Source organism: Neobacillus sp. DFD-2R, assembly GCF_057747865.1.
On sequence record NZ_CM173228.1, the window covers coordinates 1,738,520 to 1,758,363 of the forward strand.

At 37.2% G+C, this 19,844-nt stretch carries 22 protein-coding genes; all 22 read left to right on the top strand.

Translation table 11 applies throughout. The features are described 5' to 3' along the window. Window positions 1-2 precede the first annotated feature (2 nt). The 22 genes from AC3ANV_RS08605 to AC3ANV_RS08710 all read left to right on the top strand — a co-directional run bounded on the left by AC3ANV_RS08605 (window position 3) and on the right by AC3ANV_RS08710 (window position 19,841). Window positions 3-1,058: an NAD(P)H-dependent glycerol-3-phosphate dehydrogenase gene (locus tag AC3ANV_RS08605; RefSeq protein WP_488313214.1), complete on the top strand. Its 1,056-nt coding sequence runs from the start codon at window positions 3-5 to the stop codon at window positions 1,056-1,058. A 222-nt stretch (window positions 1,059-1,280) separates the two neighbouring features. After that, on the top strand, window positions 1,281-1,466 hold the full coding sequence (locus tag AC3ANV_RS08610; protein WP_488313215.1) for a DUF2768 domain-containing protein: 186 nt from the start codon (window positions 1,281-1,283) through the stop codon (window positions 1,464-1,466). Between the two features lie 33 nt (window positions 1,467-1,499). Further along, entirely contained in the window at window positions 1,500-2,216 is a 717-nt protein-coding gene (locus AC3ANV_RS08615; protein ID WP_488313216.1) for a hypothetical protein, read from the top strand. 335 nt (window positions 2,217-2,551) lie between these two features. After that, window positions 2,552-4,030: a stage IV sporulation protein A gene (gene spoIVA, locus AC3ANV_RS08620; protein ID WP_307404270.1), complete on the top strand. Its 1,479-nt coding sequence runs from the start codon at window positions 2,552-2,554 to the stop codon at window positions 4,028-4,030. Between the two features lie 369 nt (window positions 4,031-4,399). Continuing rightward, the gene (gene hbs, locus AC3ANV_RS08625; RefSeq protein ID WP_066060959.1) at window positions 4,400-4,672 is read left to right on the top strand and encodes a non-specific DNA-binding protein Hbs; all 273 of its coding nucleotides are present in this window, start codon (window positions 4,400-4,402) and stop codon (window positions 4,670-4,672) included. 236 nt (window positions 4,673-4,908) lie between these two features. Beyond that, on the top strand, window positions 4,909-5,475 hold the full coding sequence (gene folE / locus AC3ANV_RS08630; RefSeq protein ID WP_488313217.1) for a GTP cyclohydrolase I FolE: 567 nt from the start codon (window positions 4,909-4,911) through the stop codon (window positions 5,473-5,475). Between the two features lie 43 nt (window positions 5,476-5,518). Continuing rightward, on the top strand, window positions 5,519-5,755 hold the full coding sequence (gene mtrB / locus AC3ANV_RS08635) for a trp RNA-binding attenuation protein MtrB (protein WP_488313218.1): 237 nt from the start codon (window positions 5,519-5,521) through the stop codon (window positions 5,753-5,755). 265 nt (window positions 5,756-6,020) lie between these two features. Continuing rightward, window positions 6,021-6,842 carry a heptaprenyl diphosphate synthase component 1 gene (locus tag AC3ANV_RS08640; RefSeq protein WP_488313219.1) on the top strand — a complete coding sequence of 274 codons (822 nt, stop codon included), beginning with the start codon at window positions 6,021-6,023 and terminating at the stop codon, window positions 6,840-6,842. A gap of 4 nt (window positions 6,843-6,846) precedes the next feature. Then, complete coding sequence (locus AC3ANV_RS08645) at window positions 6,847-7,551, top strand: demethylmenaquinone methyltransferase (protein WP_488313220.1); 705 nt, start codon at window positions 6,847-6,849, stop codon at window positions 7,549-7,551. 41 nt (window positions 7,552-7,592) lie between these two features. Further along, window positions 7,593-8,555: a heptaprenyl diphosphate synthase component II gene (gene hepT / locus AC3ANV_RS08650; RefSeq protein ID WP_488313221.1), complete on the top strand. Its 963-nt coding sequence runs from the start codon at window positions 7,593-7,595 to the stop codon at window positions 8,553-8,555. A gap of 106 nt (window positions 8,556-8,661) precedes the next feature. Continuing rightward, window positions 8,662-9,108, top strand: coding sequence for a nucleoside-diphosphate kinase (ndk, locus tag AC3ANV_RS08655; RefSeq protein WP_488313222.1), 447 nt, complete (start codon window positions 8,662-8,664; stop codon window positions 9,106-9,108). A 165-nt stretch (window positions 9,109-9,273) separates the two neighbouring features. Further along, the gene (aroC, locus tag AC3ANV_RS08660) at window positions 9,274-10,446 is read left to right on the top strand and encodes a chorismate synthase (protein WP_488314166.1); all 1,173 of its coding nucleotides are present in this window, start codon (window positions 9,274-9,276) and stop codon (window positions 10,444-10,446) included. After that, a complete protein-coding gene (gene aroB, locus AC3ANV_RS08665) occupies window positions 10,446-11,516 on the top strand; it encodes a 3-dehydroquinate synthase (RefSeq protein WP_488313223.1) in 1,071 nt (356 codons plus the stop codon). The genes aroC and aroB overlap by 1 nt, the downstream gene beginning before the upstream one ends. Before the next feature lie 17 nt (window positions 11,517-11,533). Next, window positions 11,534-11,890: a chorismate mutase gene (gene aroH / locus AC3ANV_RS08670; protein ID WP_488313224.1), complete on the top strand. Its 357-nt coding sequence runs from the start codon at window positions 11,534-11,536 to the stop codon at window positions 11,888-11,890. 61 nt (window positions 11,891-11,951) lie between these two features. Continuing rightward, entirely contained in the window at window positions 11,952-13,040 is a 1,089-nt protein-coding gene (hisC, locus tag AC3ANV_RS08675) for a histidinol-phosphate transaminase (RefSeq protein WP_488313225.1), read from the top strand. Between the two features lie 35 nt (window positions 13,041-13,075). Continuing rightward, window positions 13,076-14,182: a prephenate dehydrogenase gene (locus tag AC3ANV_RS08680; RefSeq protein ID WP_488313226.1), complete on the top strand. Its 1,107-nt coding sequence runs from the start codon at window positions 13,076-13,078 to the stop codon at window positions 14,180-14,182. Window positions 14,183-14,210: 28 nt separating this feature from the next. Continuing rightward, window positions 14,211-15,500, top strand: coding sequence for a 3-phosphoshikimate 1-carboxyvinyltransferase (gene aroA / locus AC3ANV_RS08685; protein ID WP_488313227.1), 1,290 nt, complete (start codon window positions 14,211-14,213; stop codon window positions 15,498-15,500). Between the two features lie 105 nt (window positions 15,501-15,605). Continuing rightward, entirely contained in the window at window positions 15,606-16,505 is a 900-nt protein-coding gene (locus tag AC3ANV_RS08690; protein WP_488313228.1) for a hypothetical protein, read from the top strand. Between the two features lie 28 nt (window positions 16,506-16,533). Next, window positions 16,534-17,799 (top strand): tetratricopeptide repeat protein, encoded by a 1,266-nt coding sequence (locus tag AC3ANV_RS08695; protein WP_488313229.1) that lies wholly within the window; start codon window positions 16,534-16,536, stop codon window positions 17,797-17,799. Between the two features lie 33 nt (window positions 17,800-17,832). Then, window positions 17,833-18,396, top strand: coding sequence for a ReoY family proteolytic degradation factor (locus tag AC3ANV_RS08700; RefSeq protein WP_488313230.1), 564 nt, complete (start codon window positions 17,833-17,835; stop codon window positions 18,394-18,396). Window positions 18,397-18,710: 314 nt separating this feature from the next. Next, window positions 18,711-19,211 carry a YpiF family protein gene (locus AC3ANV_RS08705; RefSeq protein WP_488313231.1) on the top strand — a complete coding sequence of 167 codons (501 nt, stop codon included), beginning with the start codon at window positions 18,711-18,713 and terminating at the stop codon, window positions 19,209-19,211. Between the two features lie 126 nt (window positions 19,212-19,337). Beyond that, window positions 19,338-19,841 (top strand): QcrA and Rieske domain-containing protein, encoded by a 504-nt coding sequence (locus AC3ANV_RS08710; RefSeq protein ID WP_488313232.1) that lies wholly within the window; start codon window positions 19,338-19,340, stop codon window positions 19,839-19,841. The last annotated feature ends 3 nt before the right edge of the window (window positions 19,842-19,844 follow it).

A 19,844-nucleotide genomic window follows, 5' to 3' on the forward strand; every position in this document is an offset into this window, starting at 1 on the left:
TAATGCAACAACCGAAAGAGTCAATAGCGGTTTTAGGTGCAGGGAGCTGGGGAACAGCTCTAGCGATGGTACTTGCGGACAATGGTCATGAGGTCCGCCTATGGAGCCATAATGAAGAGCAGGTTAAAGAAATTAATCACGACCACACAAATAAAAAATATTTACCTCAAATAATTTTGCCTGAATTGATTGTTGGTTATGCTTCTTTAAATGACGCCCTAACTGGAGTAGAAACGGTCATTTTGGCTGTTCCAACGAAGGCAATACGTGAAGTACTTGGGAAAATTCGTGCAGTACAACATACACCGATAACCATTTCACATGTTAGTAAAGGGATAGAGCCGGATTCTTTGATGCGGATAACAGAAATGATTAAAGAAGAATTGCCTGAAACGATCCTACAAAGTGTTGTCGTTTTATCCGGCCCAAGTCATGCTGAGGAAGTAAGTTTACGTCAGCCAACCACTGTTACAGTTTCTTCTGAAAACATGAAGGCTGCAAGTAAAGTCCAGGATTTATTCATCAATCATAATTTCCGTGTTTATACAAACCCTGATGTCATTGGTGTTGAAATAGGCGGAGCATTAAAAAATATTATTGCCCTTGCAGCAGGAATTACAGATGGATTAGGTTTCGGAGACAATGCCAAAGCTGCATTAATGACAAGGGGCTTAGCAGAAATCGCGCGCCTGGGAACAAAAATGGGAGCTAACCCTTTAACTTTTTCAGGTTTAACGGGAATTGGCGACCTCATTGTAACTTGCACAAGCGTTCATTCCAGGAACTGGAGAGCGGGGAATCTTCTTGGTAAAGGAAAAACACTTGAGGAAGTTTTAGAGAATATGGGAATGGTAGTGGAAGGTGTTAGAACCACGAAAGCTGCTTATCAGCTAGCTAAAAAGTATGATGTCAAAATGCCAATCACCTTTGAGCTTTATGATGTTTTATTTAATGGTAAGAGCGCAAAAGATGCTGTTGATGTTCTAATGGCACGGGGAAAGACCCATGAAATGGAAGATTTAACTAATATTTTAGACGAAAGAAATATTGAAGATTAAAAATGTGCTTTTTTCATCAAAATATAGGCGTTCGATGATACGCTTTCAGTCCGGTTTGCATACAATGCAACGAAGCATGTTGGTAGTATGAAGCTGGAGAATGGGTTGTTTAGTCTCAAGCGGCTGAAGTAAAGAATTCGCCCCTCTTTACTTCAGTCTTTTTGTATGTAATTTTTTTGCACTATGATATAATTACTTTCGGTAAAAAAGGAGGAATTATGTTTGTCACCAGCTATGCTAAAGATGTGGATATCGATTGCCGGAATGGGCATGATGTTTCTTGCAATTTTAACAATTTATTTTAGCCGATTTAAATTGAACGGCATTCTTAAAGTTATAACGGCCATAATTGCCTATTTATTTATGATTATTGCCGGAATAACTCTATTTATTGTTCTTTTTACTTAATATTTGCAAATACATAAAGTTAAAGGTGATTGTATGAAGTGGAAGATGCTCAGCTGTTTTCTTGTTTTAACAGCTATTCTTTTATCGGGGTGCATGTATCCGAACGAAGAATTAGCAAAGAATCAAATACCTTATAAAGACCAAATTCAGGCAGTACAAACAGCGGTGGATTCTTTTAGGAAAGACAATGGAGGAATTCTGCCAATTAAGACAAAAGAAGCTGATACACCGATTTATCAAAAATATCCAATTGATTTTAAAAAAATCACTCCCAAGTACCTTGCTGAACCACCGGGAAATGCTTTTGAAAATGGGGGAGTTTTTCAATATGTTCTTGTCGATGTTGAAACCAAGCCAACTGTTAAACTATTTGATTTAACGATTGCAGATACCATCCGTGACATTAATTTACGGATAAAAACAAAAGGGTATCCTCCATACAAAAAAAGAATCGCGGATAATGTTTATACACTTGATTACAAACAGCTTGGGTATACTCAGCCCCCTTATGCGGTTAGCCCCTATACAAATCAAACCCTGCCTTTTGTGATTACCGGAAGTGCAGTAGTATACGTTGATTATCGTGCTGACTTATATCAGGTATTAAAGAAGTCAAACAAACCAGTGAAACCCGGCGAGGATATTCGTTCTATTCTAGTGAATGATTCCATGTTTGTTCCTGCATATTCCTTACCTTATACTTTAGATCCAAAAACAAAGGAGCCTGTTTTTTTAGAAAAAAAACAATAAACAAATAAGATAGATATTGTTTGTTCTAACCCTTTTCCTGCGAAATATAAATGTAGGAGAAGGGTTTTTTAGGCTTATAGGCAGTTAGCTTCCTATCCCAATAAGGACAACTACGGATTTAGCCATCACGGTTTGTTCCTTATCAGAAACCCTCATACGATCAAAATGTTCAGACACGATAGATACTAGCATATTCAGTGAATTTTTATTAAGGGGGTAAAAAATTTTAAAAAAAGAGTCATAACAATATAGGACAACGTCATAGACATATATTGTCCAAAAATACCTAGCGGATTATTTTATCCCACTTTACTCAATGATCGGGAGGGGATCACTTGGAAAAGGTTGATATTTTTAAAGATATTGCCGAAAGAACCGGCGGTGATATTTATTTAGGAGTTGTAGGAGCAGTTAGAACTGGTAAATCAACTTTTATTAAAAAATTTATGGAGCTTGTAGTATTACCCAATATAAACAATGAGGCAGAAAGAAGCCGTGCGCAGGATGAGCTGCCGCAAAGTGCAGCAGGAAAAACGATTATGACAACAGAACCAAAATTTGTTCCAAACCAGGCAGCAACTGTACATGTTGATGATGGTTTAAACGTGAATATTCGATTAGTCGATTGTGTAGGATATACAGTTCCCGGAGCAAAAGGTTATGAGGACGAAAATGGACCAAGAATGATTAATACTCCTTGGTATGAGGAACCGATTCCATTTCATGAAGCTGCCGAAATTGGAACGAGAAAAGTTATCCAAGAACATTCCACTATCGGTGTTGTCGTTACAACGGATGGTACTATTGGCGAAATACCAAGAAGCAACTATATCGAAGCCGAAGAAAGAGTAATTGATGAGCTAAAAGAGGTTGGTAAACCATTTATCATGGTTGTTAACAGTGCACAGCCATATCATCCAAGCACGGAAACGCTTCGTTCCAGCTTAGCGGAAAAATACGACATTCCGGTTATCGCCATGAGTGTAGAAAGCATGCGGGATAGCGATGTTCTAAATGTTCTCCGTGAAGCATTATATGAATTTCCGGTTCTTGAAGTTAATGTCAATCTCCCTAGCTGGGTAATGGTGTTAAGGGAAAATCATTGGCTTCGTGAAAGTTATCAAGAAGCAGTTAAAGATACAGTTAAAGATATCAAAAGATTACGAGATGTTGACAGAGTCGTTCAACAATTTAGCGATTTTGAATTCATTGAAAGAGCCGGTTTAGCCGGGATTGAAATGGGGCAAGGTGTTGCGGAAATTGATTTATTTGCACCGGATGAATTATATGATGATATATTAAAAGAAATTGTTGGCGTGGAAATCAGGGGTAAGGACCATCTTCTTGAACTAATGCAGGATTTTGCCCATGCAAAAGCAGAGTATGACCATATTTCAGATGCACTGAAAATGGTTAAACAAACAGGATATGGTATTGCTTCCCCTTCATTAGCAGATATGAGCCTTGAAGAACCGGAAATCATCCGCCAGGGTGCTCGATTCGGTGTTAGATTAAGAGCGGTAGCACCATCGATTCATATGATCAAGGTTGATGTTGAATCCGAATTTGCCCCAATCATCGGAACCGAAAAGCAGAGCGAAGAGCTTGTTCGTTACTTAATGCAAGACTTCGAAGATGATCCGCTTTCGATTTGGAACTCAGATATATTTGGACGTTCTTTAAGCTCCATTGTTCGTGAAGGGATTCAAGCTAAGCTTTCCTTAATGCCTGAGAATGCCAGATATAAATTAAAAGAAACACTAGAGAGAATCATTAACGAAGGATCCGGTGGTTTGATTGCCATAATCCTTTAAAGGTAAAGGCTCCCTTAGGAGTCTTTTTTTTGTTAAGTTATTAATTTCTACAATAATGAGAAGAAAATAATAGAATTTTGTCGATTGAAAGAAAAGATTCCCATTATTTCATGAAATATTCTTGATATGCTGATATGATTATGATAATCTTTTAACAGAATTACGTTATAGCGCTTAAAACCTTATGTTATAAGGTTTTTATAAAAAAAGTAGATTGATGCCTGTGATGGGATCAATTAAGGTTAATTTGGCAAAAAAACCAATAAAACCGTACTATGACGTATAGAAATTAGAAAAATTGTTTAGAAATGTAGATAAGTATTCTTATTTACGAATCTTGTGATTTTTTTTTGGGAGGAGGTGAATAGCATGAACAAGACAGAACTAATTAATGCAGTAGCTGAAGCTAGCGAGCTTTCAAAAAAGGACGCTACCAAAGCAGTTGATGCTGTTTTTGATGCGATTTTAGATGCTTTAAAAAATGGTGATAAAGTACAATTAATCGGTTTTGGAAACTTTGAAGTACGCGAACGTGCAGCTCGTAAGGGCCGCAACCCTCAAACTGGTGAGGAAATCGAAATCGGTGCAAGCAAGGTTCCTGCTTTCAAACCGGGTAAAGCGCTTAAAGACGCAGTAAAATAATTTACATAAATTTATTGCTTTAAGCGAATGCTTAGGCAAAAGGCCATGGAAAAGACCATGGCCTTTTTCTATATAGTGGAAATTACCTGCATGCAATTACCAAAACGTAAATACCTTAATTCAGGATTTTCGGTCCCCATTATCCTTTGGTCTTAGATTTTTGCTTGTTACGAAATGGTTGTGCTAATATGTATTTGTCATATATACTTGACTGATACATATTAGGAGGAATCAGCATGTCAGAAGTAAACCGTGCCCAAATCGAAGAGGCGGTACGTTTAATATTAGAAGCAATCGGAGAAAATCCCAATCGGGAAGGCCTTTTGGATACACCTAAACGAGTGGCAAAAATGTATGAAGAAGTATTTAGTGGTTTAAACGAGGACCCAAAACATCATTTTGAGACCATTTTTAGTGAAGACCATGAAGAATTAGTATTAGTTAAAGACATCCCGTTTTATTCCATGTGTGAACATCATCTGGTACCTTTCTTTGGTAAAGCACATGTCGCCTATATACCAAAAAATGGTCGGGTCACCGGGTTAAGTAAATTAGCCAGGGCTGTAGAGGCTGTTGCCAAAAGACCTCAGCTTCAAGAAAGAATTACATCTACAATTGCTGAAAGCATGATGGAAAAACTGGAGCCTCATGGTGTAATGGTCGTTGTAGAAGCTGAGCATATGTGTATGACAATGCGCGGTGTGAAAAAACCCGGCTCGAAGACGGTAACAACTGCTGTTCGCGGAACGCTAGCCAATGATGTTATTGCCCGTTCTGAAATCCTTTCTCTAATTAAGAATTAGTCATAAGTCATGGTTTAATTTTTATAGATTTTGGGGTGATAAAATGGAAAAACGCCAATCGCAAAATAGTGATTATATAGTCATAAAAGCAAATGACGATGGTGTAAGTGTCATTGGGCTAACCAGGGGAACTGATACAAGATTTCACCATTCCGAAAAGCTTGATAAAGGCGAAATCTTAATTGCCCAATTTACCGAACATACCTCTGCAATTAAAATCAGGGGAAACGCGAAGGTACTTACCAGCCTGGGTGAAATTGAAAGTGAAATAAAAAAATAGTAATGACATCTTTTAGAATCATTTCGAACTGGAGATTCTATTTTTCTTATTTCCTAACAACGGAAATGTATTAATTTTGTGAAATTCTGCCCGTAAAAAGGCTTTTATGATATAATTGTGACTGCATTGTGTGAAAAAATAGACTTTAAATACTTATTTTCCGTTTTTTTTAATAAGATTTTCACACCAATGTTAGGAAATAAGAAATACATAATGAATTAAAGAAAATACTACCATATAGACATAAACTTAAGGGGAAGCAAGGGTGATTAGTTTGCAAGACATTCGAGATAAATTTATCGATATTAAAGGGCAGGTCGAACGAAGGGTATATGATCCATACTTGCTCAAATTTATTCAGACGCCGATTATTGATGAAGATAAGCTTCTTATCCTCATTTCGATAATGGATCGCCTCGATTTGTCTTACAGTGAGATGGAGAATTATACCCTATCAACCATGCTAATTCAAATTGCCCTTGATACCCATGAACATGTTACAAATTCATCTGATGATGAAAAAGCCCGTCAATTAACCGTGTTAACTGGTGATTATTTTAGTGGGTTATATTATAAGCTGCTTGCTGATTCTGAAGATTTATTAATGATAAAAGCACTCTCTGAAGGAACTAAAGAAATCAATGAGCATAAAATAATGGTTTATCAAAAAGAATGTGACGGAACTGAAAAGCTGATGAATAGCATTAAATTGATTGAAAGTTCATTACTGTTAAAATTATCAGAATATTTCAAAGTGGATTTATGGAATGATTTTATTGCTAATCTTTTATTCTTAAAGCGATTGCTTAATGAAAAAAGTCAGTTTATCCAATCTGGAAATTCAGTATTGTTCGATGCGTTAAGAAAAATTGTTTTTCCTAAAAATGATTATAAAATAAAAGACTTATCAAATGAACAGCAAAAACATTTACTAATGATTTGTGACCGTTATATTGAATTCTCAAAGCAAATCATTGAAAAGGGAATCAATCAACTTCCTTATTTAAATGAACTACTCGAAAAAAGAATTTCATCGATTCTAACTCAACATCAGCCAATTGCGAAAACATTTGTGGAAGAAGGGTAAAAATATGCAGCAATCGAAAGAACAGCGAGTTCATAATGTGTTTGAAAAAATATCTGACAACTACGATAAAATGAACGCTGTTATCAGTTTTCAACAACACATTAAATGGCGGCAGGACACCATGAAAAGAATGAATGTACAGCCAGGTTCAAAAGCTCTTGATGTTTGTTGCGGAACAGCTGACTGGACGATTGCATTAGCCGAAGCCGTGGGTCCTGCCGGTCAAGTTATAGGGTTGGACTTTAGCCAAAACATGCTTAATGTAGGTATTGAAAAGGTCAAGGGTCTTGGATTAAATCAGGTGAATTTAATTCATGGAAATGCTATGGAACTCCCTTTTTCAGATAATAGTTTTGATTATGTAACAATTGGATTTGGTTTAAGAAATGTACCGGATTACCTCCAGGTATTAAAAGAAATGCATCGGGTAGTTAAACCAGGGGGTATTGCAGTTTGTTTGGAAACTTCTCAACCGACTTTAATTGGTTACAAACAACTGTATTATTTTTATTTTCGCTTTATTATGCCGATATTTGGTAAATTATTAGCGAAAAGCTATAATGAATATTCTTGGCTTCATGAATCTGCACGTGATTTTCCGGGAATGAAAGAATTAGCACGTATGTTTGAAAATGCAGGCTTTAAAGATGTTAAATATAAACCATATAGCGGTGGTGCAGCTGCCGTACATATTGGTGTTAAGAAATAATTGGATTACCGTAGATAGGATGAAAAGCTGGGTGAATACAAATGAAATTAAAAATGATGTATTCATTTTTGAATTCGGATATTAACATTATAGAAAAAAAGCTGGAGGAGACCATTCAGGCAGAGTCTCTTCTTTTACAGCAAGCTTCTCTTCATACATTGCAAGCAGGAGGAAAAAGAATTCGTCCTATTTTTGTATTGCTTGCAGGTAAATTTGGTCATTATGATATTGATGTAATTAAAAATGTCGCCGTCGCCTTGGAATTAATCCATATGGCCTCACTGGTCCATGACGATGTAATCGACGATGCTGATCTTCGGAGAGGACAGCCTACCGTTAAAGCGAAATGGGATAATCGGATTGCTATGTATACCGGGGATTTTATCTTTGCGCTCTCTCTTGAATTAATGACAAACATTAATAAACCTGCGGCTCATAAAATTTTAGCCAAAACGATGGTTGAAGTTACTGTTGGGGAGATTCAGCAAATAAAGGATAAGTACCGATTTGACCAAAATCTTCGTGATTATCTCCGTAGGATTAAAAGAAAAACCGCCCTGTTAATAGCTGCAAGCTGCCAATTAGGGGCAATTGCTGCTGATGTTGAGGAGTCTATTCATAAAAAACTCTACCGATTTGGCTATTATGTCGGAATGTCATTTCAAATAACGGATGATATTTTGGATTTTACTGCAACAGAAGAGCAACTCGGAAAGCCTGCAGGTAGTGACCTGCTGCAAGGAAATATTACTGCTCCTGCACTTTTCGCAATGGAAAATGCTGAAATTCGACATGAAATCGAAAAAGTTACCGAAAATATGGGGCATCAACAGATTGAAAAAATCATTTCTCTCATTAAGCAGTCAGGAGCAATTGAAAAGTCGATAGCATTAAGTGATCTTTATCTTAAAAAAGCATTAGAAATACTCGAAGACCTTCCCGTAAATAAAGCAAAAAAAACGCTACGCGATATTGCCAGGTTCATAGGACGAAGGAAATTTTAGCTTCCTTTTCCCTTTAACAGCTTGCGAAATATTCAAAAAAGTGATAACATTTTCATGGATTGTCGACAACGGCAATCATATACATAATGATTTAGGAGTGGAATTCATGGAAAAAACATATTTAATGGTTAAACCTGATGGAGTACAACGAAACCTAATTGGCGAAATCGTTTCACGATTTGAAAAAAAAGGCTTCCATTTGGTTGGTGCAAAATTAATGAGCATCCCAAAAGAACTTGCTGAAGAACATTATGGAGAACATAAAGAACGTCCTTTCTTTGGTGAATTGGTTGATTTTATTACATCCGGACCAGTGTTTGCAATGGTTTGGCAAGGAGAAAATGTTATTGCGACTGCCAGACAAATGATGGGTTCTACAAATCCAAAAGATGCTGCACCTGGAACCATTCGCGGTGATTTTGGAATAACCGTTGGTAAAAATGTTATTCACGGATCTGATTCATCTGCAAGTGCAGAGCGTGAAATCGGTTTATTCTTTAAAGAGGCTGAATTGGTTGAATATTCAAAACTTGTAAATGAATGGATTTATTAGTTTAAATTGCGGAAGCACTCGTATTGTCTTTTTACGGGTGCTTTTTGTATGCGCTAACAAATATATTTGTTATTTTCCGAATAGTTTCTGCTAGGTTTATTAGCTTGAATATGTTATATTGGAAAGAAATCCTTTAATGAGTTGAAGGGGGAAAGAGCAATGGGGATGAGGTACTTAACAGCAGGAGAATCACATGGACCACAATTAACTACAATCTTAGAAGGTTTACCTGCGGGCATGCCATTATTATCTGAAGATATAAATGAAGAGCTTTCGAGGCGGCAAAAAGGATATGGCCGTGGTCGAAGGATGCAAATTGAAAAAGATACAGTCGAGATTGTTTCCGGTGTTCGGCATGGACAAACACTTGGTTCTCCAATCGCCTTGGTGGTAAAAAACAATGACTGGAAACATTGGACAACTATTATGGGAGCAGAAGCCTTAATAGAGGGTCAAGAAGATGAAATTAAACGTAAGATAACCCGAGCACGTCCGGGCCATGCAGATTTAAATGGTGCAATAAAATATGGACACCGCGATATGAGAAATGTTCTTGAGCGCTCTTCAGCACGTGAAACTACCGTCAGAGTGGCTGCAGGTGCAGTTGCTAAAAAGCTTCTATCATTAGTCGGTGTAAGTATTGTTTCGCATGTTGTAGAAATAGGCGGAATAAAAGCAAATGTGGATAGTTCCTTATCTATAGAAACTTTAAAGGAACGAACAGAAGCATCACCTGTTCGGGTAGCAGATCCAACTATTGAACAAGCAATGATGAATGCTATCGATGAAGCAAAGAAAAATGGTGACTCTATTGGTGGAGTTGTAGAAGTAATTGCAACGGGCATGCCTGTTGGTGTTGGCAGTTACGTTCATTATGATCGAAAGCTGGATGCTAAATTAGCTGCAGCTATTGTCAGTATAAATGCATTTAAGGGAGTAGAATTCGGAATCGGCTTTGAGGCGGCAAGAAAACCAGGCAGCGAAGTCCATGATGAAATTGCTTGGGAAACGGAAAAAGGTTACTTCCGAAAAACGAATCGTCTTGGTGGATTTGAGGGTGGAATGACGACAGGCATGCCGATTGTTGTACGCGGTGTGATGAAACCAATTCCAACCTTGTATAAGCCATTAATGAGTGTCGATATTGAAACGAAAGAACCTTTTGCGGCAAGCATTGAACGTTCGGATAGCTGTGCGGTACCTGCTGCGGCTGTAGTGGCCGAAAACGTTGTCGCATGGGAGCTTGCTACAGCCCTGGTTGAACAATTTTACAGCGATCGTTTTGATACCTTCCTAGAGGAAATTAATAGGCAACGTGAATTTGCGAGGGAATTTTAATGGAAACAATCCATATTCATACAGAGTCCAAAAATTATGATGTATTTTTGGGTGAAGGTATACTAAGAACAATTCGTCCATTTTTAGCTGAACATTTTAAGAATGTAACAAAAATATTAATTATAACAGATGAAACGGTTGCTAAAATTCATCTTGAAACATTATTATCTTTTTTAAAGGAATATAATCCTGTTGTTTATACTGCCCCTGGCGGAGAAAAAGCAAAAACCTTTGACATTTATTATGCTGCATTATCAACTGCCTTAGAAAACTGTCTTGACCGCAAATCTGTTATTCTTTCATTTGGCGGCGGGGCAGTGGGTGATTTATCAGGATTTGTTGCTGCCACTTTCATGAGAGGCATTCCTTTTATACAAATTCCAACGACGATTCTCTCCCATGACAGTGCTGTTGGAGGGAAGGTGGCAATTAATCATCCTTTAGGAAAAAATATGATTGGTGCATTCCATCAGCCGGAGGCAGTTTTTTACGACACAGATTTATTAAAAACACTGCCAATACAAGAAATACGCTCAGGGTTTGCTGAGGTTATTAAGCATGGACTTATCTATGATCCTGATTTTTTTGCCTGGCTTCAAAATAATGTGTTTGATCTGAATGCATTAACAATGGAGCAGTTGTCCTATTCTTTATCGAAGGGCATAAAGATAAAAAGAGAATTTGTTGCTCAGGATGAAAAAGAAACCGGGGTCCGGGCATATTTGAATTTCGGACACACGCTTGGGCATGCAATAGAATCGGAAATGGGATATGGGAATTTTACTCATGGGGAATCGGTTTTAATCGGTATGATTTTTGCGTTGAAATTAAGTAAGGAATTGCTGGGACTTTCTTTTAATGAAAAGGAATTTGAAAAATGGGTGACTACACTCGGCTATGAAACCAGAATTCCTGCAAATCTCCCTGTTGAATCGCTTATTCGTAAAATGAAGCAGGATAAAAAATCTGTCGGTGAAGCTATTCGATTTGTGTTACTTGAACAATTGGGGAAACCAATCCTACAAGAGATATCCGATGAAGTATTAGTAGAACAACTGAAAACTTTTTAAAAACAGGGGGGATTTTCATGATCAGAGGGGTAAGGGGAGCAACCACAGTTGGTGAGAATTCTGAAGGAGAAATTCTATCAGCCACTGAAGAACTTGTAACGAAAATGATTGAAGAAAATCAAATTTTGCCGGAATCTGTCGCATCTGTTTTCATTTCAACTACTGAAGATATTAATGCCACATTCCCTGCAAAGGTATTGCGTAAATTTGAAGGCTGGACATATGTTCCTGTTATGTGTATGCAGGAATTGCCGGTTCCAAATTCCTTAACTATGTGTATTAGAATTATGATGCATTTGAATACAGAAAAATCTCAGAAAGAAATTTTTCATGTGTATTTAAGAGGCGCAAAGGTGTTAAGACCTGATTTATAAAGTGAAAAGGTCATTTAAGAAAACGGAAATTAAGAATTTTTTTTGATGGGGTGTAAAGACCATGAGATGGAAAGAACAGTTATTGACATTGACTCCATATCAACCGGGTAAATCAATTGAATCAGTCAAAAAACAATATAAACTAGATAAAATAGTGAAACTTGCATCAAACGAAAACCCCTTTGGATGTTCCGATAAAGTACTTTCAGCTCTTCAACTGAATCAACAAAGTATGCCCATTTATCCCGATGGGTATGCCGCCAATTTAAGAGACTCATTGGCTGCATCTTTACAAGTGGAGGCTGAAGAACTTATTTTTGGGAATGGGTCTGATAATCTTATTCAAATTATTTCCAGAGCACTTCTTCATCCCGATGCCAGCACGGTTATGGCGAGCCCTACCTTTTCACAATATAAACATAATGCTGTAATAGAAGGGGCAATTATTAAGGAAATTCCACTTGAGAACGGAAATCATAATTTAGATGGGATGCTTAAAGCAGTTGATGAAAAGACAAATGTCATTTGGCTATGTAGTCCGAATAATCCTACAGGTACATATATTCCGGAAGAAGCTTTGCTTTCGTTTCTAGAAAATGTCCCATCAGATATTCTTGTTGTTCTTGATGAGGCTTATTATGAATATGTAGTGGCTGATGATTACTATGATTCAATTAGCTTGACAAGGAAATATCCGAATTTAATTGTTTTGAGAACTTTCTCCAAGATATATGGTCTTGCAGCTCTAAGAATCGGATATGGGGTTGCAAATTCAGAAATAATCAAAGCACTTGAACCCGCCAGAGAGCCATTTAATGTCAACTCATTTGGGCAAGCGGCGGCTATTGCAGCGATCGAAGATTCAGAGTTCGTCCAAGCCTGTAAAGAGAAAAATCGGAAAGGGCTTGAACTTTTTTATCAGTTTTGCGAAAAACACAAACTAGAGTTTTATCCTACACAAACCAATTTTATCTTAATAGATTTCAAGGTAGATGGAGATAAAGTATTTCAATATTTACTTGAAAAAGGGTATATTGTACGATCCGGAAAAGCTTTGGGGTTCCCTACTTCAGTTAGGATTACAGTGGGCTCAGCAGAACAAAATGAAGGTTTGCTTAAGGTACTGAGTGAATTTCTTCAAAATAACTAACAAGTACAGCTCTTTGGAAAATAGGGGGAGTTTCATTGAAAGGCCGTGTTTTTGTCATTGGTTTAGGATTAATTGGCGGTTCTTTGGCCTTATGTATTAAAAAGGAACATAAAGAAGCATCAATCATCGGATATGATATTAACAGCGAACAGGCCCGTTTAGCAAAAATGCTGGGTGTCATTGATTCCATTGCTGGAACTATCCAAGACGGTGCTATAAATGCCGATTTAATCATTATTGCAGCTCCTGTAAAAGAAACAGAGGCAATTATTCAGCTGCTTTCTGAACTGTCATTAAATCCAAAGGTTATCATTACAGATACAGGAAGCACAAAAAGCAAAATTGTAGAAATGTCAATTTGTTTAAAGGGGAAAGGGTTCACCTTTATAGGCGGTCATCCAATGGCTGGATCCCATAAAAGTGGTGTTTCCGCTGCTAAAGAAATCTTATTCGAAAATGCTTTTTATCTTTTAACACCTGAAGAATATGTCGATAAAACAAGGGTGGATGAATTAATCCGTTGGTTAAATGGGACAAAAGCAAAGTTTTTAACAATAACACCCAAAAATCATGATTATCTTACCGGAATTGTCAGCCATTTTCCTCATATTATTGCCGCTTCGATAGTTCGTCAAACGGAGAAGCTGGCACAAGAGCAAAGTCTTATCCCAAGGTTAGCTGCAGGCGGTTTTCGGGATATAACGCGAATTGCTTCGAGCAGCCCCGAAATGTGGAAGGACATTTTGTTGCACAATAAAGAAATCTTGATTGAGCTTCTCAACCAATGGCAGGAAGAAATGTTTTGGGTAAAGGATTTACTGGAAAAAGAAAACAGTAGTGCGATATTCGACTATTTTCATCAAGCAAAGCAATTTCGTGATGGTTTGCCGGTAAGAGAAAAAGGGGCAATACCTGCATTTTATGATTTATTTGTGGATATCCCCGATTATCCCGGAGTCATTTCAGAAATAACGGGTTATTTAGCAAAGGAAACAATCAGCATTACAAACATTCGGATCCTTGAAACTAGAGAAGACATTAATGGAGTTCTTGTTATTAGTTTTCAAACGGAGGAAGATCGTCTGAGAGCAGAACGTTGCATTCGTTCTTATTCCAGCTATGTAACTTCCATTGGATCCTAAAATGATACTTGATAAAAAAGGTGATTTCATGGAGTCATTAAAACTACAGAAAAATGTAATAGGGTTATCAGGTGTAATTGAAATACCGGGGGATAAATCGATCTCCCATCGATCTGTCATGTTCGGTTCGATCGCATATGGAGAAACAAAGGTGACAAATTTCTTGCCCGGTGAGGATTGTTTAAGTACAATTTCGTGTTTTCGGAAGCTAGGTGTAACAATTGAGGAAAGTGAAAACGAGCTGCGCATTGTCGGGAATGGCTTTGAAGGATTAAAAGAACCTCATGAAGTATTGGATGTAGGCAACTCAGGAACGACGATTCGGTTATTACTGGGGATTTTATCCGGAAGACCTTTTTTCTCTTCCTTAATAGGTGATAGTTCAATTGGAAAAAGACCGATGACAAGGGTTACGATTCCGTTATCAGAAATGGGAGCACAAATTGATGGACGATTGAACGGAGCCTACACTCCCATTGCCATTCGCGGAGGAAATCTAACACCTCTACATTACCAACTTCCGGTAGCAAGTGCACAGGTTAAATCAGCCATCCTTTTAGCCGGCCTTCAAGCTGATGGAGTAACCACAGTTGTAGAACCTGCAGAAACAAGAGACCATACCGAAAGAATGATTCGCAAATTCGGAGGGAAAATTCAAAAAGATCATCTAACTATTAAAGTAAAAGGCGGCCAAAGGCTAAATGGAGCAAACATTCATGTTCCAGGTGATATATCATCTGCAGCCTTTTTTCTCGTCGCAGGAGCAATTGTTCCCGGAAGTGAAGTCATCCTCAAAAATGTTGGATTAAATCCCACTAGAACCGGGATTATTGATGTGATGAAAAATATGGGTGCTGCCATAGAAATTATCCCGCATGAGGGTCTTTCTTTTGAACCAACAGGTGACATTGTCATTAAAACATCCACCCTTCAAGGAACAGTTATCGAAGGGGATTTGATCCCAAAATTAATAGATGAGATCCCTATTATTGCTCTTCTGGCTACCCAGGCAGAAGGTAAAACAGTTATCAAAAATGCAGAAGAATTAAAGGTTAAAGAAACAAATCGAATCGACACTGTCGTAAATGAATTAAAAATATTGGGTGCTGAAATAGAAGCTACCGATGATGGAATGATTATTCATGGAAAGTCTAATCTTCATGGAGGAACCGTTTCAAGCCATGGTGACCATCGGATTGGAATGATGTTGGCAATTGCTTCACTTTTATGCGATGGTGAGGTAATGCTTGAAAATCCGGAGGCCATTTCTGTTTCGTATCCGAACTTCTTTTCTCATTTAGATAGCCTAATCAAGTAGAAGCTGCATGTATTGCAGCTTTTTCTTTTTTGTCCGGCGAGATTGTCATAGTTTTAAGATTTCTTACATAGCTTGTCTTTAGATAGAGAAAAAGGTGGTGTGTCAATGGTGTATATAATTGAAAATGCCAATATTCTTAAAGACAGCCAATTAACGAAAAGTTCGTTGCTGATTCAAAAAAATAGAATAGCTGCACTAAAACCGGGTTTTAATCAATATAAAATAATGAGAATGAATGCTGAAGGCTTTATTATGACCCCGACCTATTGTCTTTTAAACACAAATATCCCACTAACGGGTACATTCCAAGAATTAAAGGAATTTATAATTTATCAATTTTTAATGAATGGATGTACGACCATATTGACTTATGCCAATATTTCATACGAGAACGAATTAGCAGAAAAAATAAATGATATAAAAACATCTTTAATAAGCAGTCCGCTTGATTTTACCATTGGGGTAAAAATTCCTTTACGACTAATTAGCCAATCATTTATTAGAAAATGCAAAAAGGAAAAGGTCCCCGCTATATTCGTGGAAATTAATGATGCTGATGTACTGGAGCAAATTCCATGGGGATGGATAAAAGAAGCCTTATTTCCGTATAACAGCCTTTTAATTCCAATTATTTCTTCTTCACAAAAGAAGGAAGAGAGATGGTTATTGTCGAAATGGAAAGAGACAATGGTTAATGAAAAAATACCTGCTGTCTACGAGGAAATTATTGAAAATCAGCCTTTGTCATTATCAGTCCTAAATAAAATTGGTCTTTATCCGCAAAAAGCCAGTCTAATGCATGGTTCAGAATTGAGCTATAATTTATATTTAAATGGTAGAGAAATCAAGAATCTTGATGAAGAGAGCTTATTTCATTATCATAGTAATAGACTTGTGGTTACTGTTCATAAAGGAAAGGTTATTCGAGCGGGTGAAGAAGTTTTATTTAAACCTGGAAATGGAGATTATGTTAAGGTGCGAACCCCATCTTATTTTTCTTTATGAAGTCTAGGGGAACGAGAGGAAAGAGAATATGGATAGAGTAAATAAAATTATCAATTTGTTAGAAAACGGTCAACATAATGAGGCCATAAATGAATATAATGTTGTATTAAAAGGCGGCAGTCCTGATGAAAAATTTCTCCTTGGAGAAGAATTGTACCATTTTGGATTTTTAGAGGAAGCAAGAGCTTTGGTTGAAAACCTGCTTGAAAAATACCCTGAAGAGGGTGAACTTCTAGTTCTTCTTGGAGAAATCCTTGTTGAACTTGGTGAAGAGGAGAAAGCTATTCTCATTCTGGAAAAGATTTCAGAAGAGGATCCAAATTTTGGACAATCCTTAATGCTGCTTGCTGATTTATATCAAATCCAGGGCCTATATGAAGTTTGTGAACGAAAGCTTCTAAAAGCAAAAGTTGTTTTACCGGAAGAAGTCATTATTGATTTTGCACTAGGTGAGCTTTACAGTGAACAAGGTGAGATATCAAAGGCGATGAATGCTTATGAAGTGGTTTTAAAGGAATATAGTGAAATTGCCGGCGTGAATATCTATCAACGGATGGCCGACCTATTAAGTGCTTCAGGGGTTTTTGAGGAAGCATTAAGCTTCTATGATAAGGCACTGGATGAAAAATTAGAAATTAATACTCTATTTGGATATGCTTTTACAGCACTTCAAGCCGGATTTTATCGAACTGCGATAGAAAAGTTTAATGAATTAAAAGAGCTTGATCCGGAATATCACTCACTTTATTTACATCTTGCAAAAGCATATGAAGCGGAGGAAGAGCTTGAGAATAGCTTGATTTCTATTCAAGAGGGAATTAGACAGGATGAATTTAATAAAGAATTATTTTTCTATGGTGGAAAAATTGCCATTAAGCTAGGCAAAGTTGAAGAGGCGGAACAGTTTTTCCGGGAAGCACTTGCATTAGATCCGGGGTTTACAGAGGCTGCCCTTACTTTAAACAAGCTTTTTTTTCAACAAGAAAGATATGATGATGTCATTGATTTGATATCACAGCTTGATTTTGCGGAAGATGAAGAGCCGCAGCTTTTATGGGACTCTGCTTTAGCTTTTAATAAGCTGGAGGAATATTCAAATGCATTAGACAAATATGAAGCTGCATATACTTTTTTTAAGAATAATGAGGGTTTCTTACTTGATTACGGATATTTTTTAATAGAAGAAGGAAAAAACGACCAAGCCGCCGAAATTTTTAAACAGCTGCAAAAAAATGACCCATCAAATGAAGAGTATTTGGATTTACTTGATCGCTTAACAAATGTAGGAGATTAATAAAAAGCCGATATACAGAGGAGGGAAACTATTATGGCAACCCCTGTTTCTGTCAACGAGAAAAAGGACTTTATTCGCTGGTTTTTAAATCATTATCAATTAAAGAGAAGAGAATGTGTTTGGATCCTCAATTATTTAATGAGCCATGATCAATTAATGGAAAAGGTTCATTTTGTAGAACAAGCACAGTATTGCCCAAGAGGATTAATCATGTCTACCCATTGTGTGGATAAAGTACCATTTCGCTTTTACAAAGAAAATGTGATGACGACTGATGCTGAAAAATCTTTTCATGATATCCGCTTAAATCGGGATGAAGATATTTTTATTCAATTAAATTTTCATGCATCCAATCAAGCACATCAATATGCAGCCGTGCTTGAAGAAAATCCATTTGTTCCTAAACATCTGCAAGTGAATGAGAAGGACGGAATGATTGCAGAGCAATTATTACAAAGCAGTATTGAACGTTTTCACCGTGAAAAACTTCTACATTTAATCGACGAGGCTCTTGATAAGCAAGATCGGGAAGCTTTTCGGATCTTAACTGAACAATTAAATAAGCTAAAAATGACTGAACAAAGTGGAAGCTTGTGATTGCAAGCTTCTATTTTTTGTTGTTTCGGAAATTATAAAATAATTTGGTGTGGATAACTTGAAAAAGTTATCTGAATCCAGTTCCAGCCCCCAGCGGCTAGTGGACTTCGCTCTTCTCCCTACGATAAGTCAACACGGAAAAGCTTACGCTCTCCGTGTTGACTTTATCTCAGTGGAAGCGCTCCAGTCCCTACGGGTTAACCGGGCGCTTGCGCCTTTTGTTCATCTAAAAACGAAAATCTAAAACAATTTATCAAAATATTCTACGATATCTTTTAATGTTTCAGGAGATAATGATATTATGGAACTAGTGAATGAAAAAGGCTGGTGTAAAAATGAAATGGATACCCCAAGAAATAGAGACATATTTAAATGCGAAAGAATATGTGGATACTGCAGTTATCCCTATATATTCGGTATCATTTGGTGATGAAATGAAACAATCCGCTGCGATGGCTGAATTTATCACTTTACTGACGCTTCATTTAGAAAGGCAATTTACGGGAAGATTATTATTAATTCCTCCGTTTACATATTTAAAAAATGAAAAATGTGAGATAGTAATAAATGATTTAAAGATTTGGGAAGAAAATATAGAAAAAAGTGAGTTTAAACACATTTTTTACATAACCTCTGAAAGTGATTGGAAATTGCATGAGGAGAATCTTACAGGTTCATTAATTTGGATCCCCTCAACCCCTTTAGAGGGGATGAACGAAACTCAAAAATTGTCCATTATTGATAGTCAGGTAAAGCAGTTATTAATCCTCTTCACCAGGAAGTGGCATGAAAATGAGGAATTTTCACCCAGATGACATGTTTTTGAAATAGTATGATATTGACCTTGATTAAAGATTGATATATCATGGTTATGTCCTAGTTTTATATGTGTTTAATAATTGTCCGACGGACTTAACTTCGTAAATAGAGGGGGGATAAGCATGAGTAAGAATCGCGTTTCAAGACGTCAATTTTTAAGCTACACTTTAACGGGTGTAGGCGGATTCATGGCTGCAGGAATGTTAATGCCAATGGTTCGCTTCGCAGTTGATCCTGTTTTGAGGAAAGAAGCAGGCGGAAATTTCATACCTACAAAACAAAAGGTTTCTGATTTAACAGACCAACCGGTCAGGGTGGATTTTACCTTTAAACAAAAGGATGCTTGGTATGAGTCCGATGTTACAAATACTGCATGGGTTTATAAAGAAGGCGGCAAAATTGTTGCTCTTTCACCAATTTGTAAGCACTTAGGCTGTACGGTTAACTGGAATACGGACAAGGCACATCCAAACCAATTCTTCTGTCCATGTCACTTCGGCCGTTATGAAAAAAACGGAAAAAACATTCCGGGTACACCACCGCCGCAACCGCTGGATACATATCCGGTTCAGGAAAAAGACGGTTATCTTTACCTAGGAAAAGCTCAACCAAGGACGGAGGTGTAATCA

Coding starts and splice junctions, on each gene's coding strand:
- AC3ANV_RS08605 (WP_488313214.1), top strand. CDS start 3: ATGCAACAACCGAAAGAGTCAATAGCGGTTTTAGGTGCAGGGAGCTGG.
- AC3ANV_RS08615 (WP_488313216.1), top strand. CDS start 1,500: ATGAAGTGGAAGATGCTCAGCTGTTTTCTTGTTTTAACAGCTATTCTT.
- hbs (WP_066060959.1), top strand. CDS start 4,400: ATGAACAAGACAGAACTAATTAATGCAGTAGCTGAAGCTAGCGAGCTT.
- folE (WP_488313217.1), top strand. CDS start 4,909: ATGTCAGAAGTAAACCGTGCCCAAATCGAAGAGGCGGTACGTTTAATA.
- mtrB (WP_488313218.1), top strand. CDS start 5,519: ATGGAAAAACGCCAATCGCAAAATAGTGATTATATAGTCATAAAAGCA.
- AC3ANV_RS08645 (WP_488313220.1), top strand. CDS start 6,847: ATGCAGCAATCGAAAGAACAGCGAGTTCATAATGTGTTTGAAAAAATA.
- hepT (WP_488313221.1), top strand. CDS start 7,593: ATGAAATTAAAAATGATGTATTCATTTTTGAATTCGGATATTAACATT.
- ndk (WP_488313222.1), top strand. CDS start 8,662: ATGGAAAAAACATATTTAATGGTTAAACCTGATGGAGTACAACGAAAC.
- aroC (WP_488314166.1), top strand. CDS start 9,274: ATGAGGTACTTAACAGCAGGAGAATCACATGGACCACAATTAACTACA.
- aroB (WP_488313223.1), top strand. CDS start 10,446: ATGGAAACAATCCATATTCATACAGAGTCCAAAAATTATGATGTATTT.
- aroH (WP_488313224.1), top strand. CDS start 11,534: ATGATCAGAGGGGTAAGGGGAGCAACCACAGTTGGTGAGAATTCTGAA.
- hisC (WP_488313225.1), top strand. CDS start 11,952: ATGAGATGGAAAGAACAGTTATTGACATTGACTCCATATCAACCGGGT.
- aroA (WP_488313227.1), top strand. CDS start 14,211: ATGGAGTCATTAAAACTACAGAAAAATGTAATAGGGTTATCAGGTGTA.
- AC3ANV_RS08690 (WP_488313228.1), top strand. CDS start 15,606: ATGGTGTATATAATTGAAAATGCCAATATTCTTAAAGACAGCCAATTA.
- AC3ANV_RS08695 (WP_488313229.1), top strand. CDS start 16,534: ATGGATAGAGTAAATAAAATTATCAATTTGTTAGAAAACGGTCAACAT.
- AC3ANV_RS08700 (WP_488313230.1), top strand. CDS start 17,833: ATGGCAACCCCTGTTTCTGTCAACGAGAAAAAGGACTTTATTCGCTGG.
- AC3ANV_RS08705 (WP_488313231.1), top strand. CDS start 18,711: ATGAAAAAGGCTGGTGTAAAAATGAAATGGATACCCCAAGAAATAGAG.
- AC3ANV_RS08710 (WP_488313232.1), top strand. CDS start 19,338: ATGAGTAAGAATCGCGTTTCAAGACGTCAATTTTTAAGCTACACTTTA.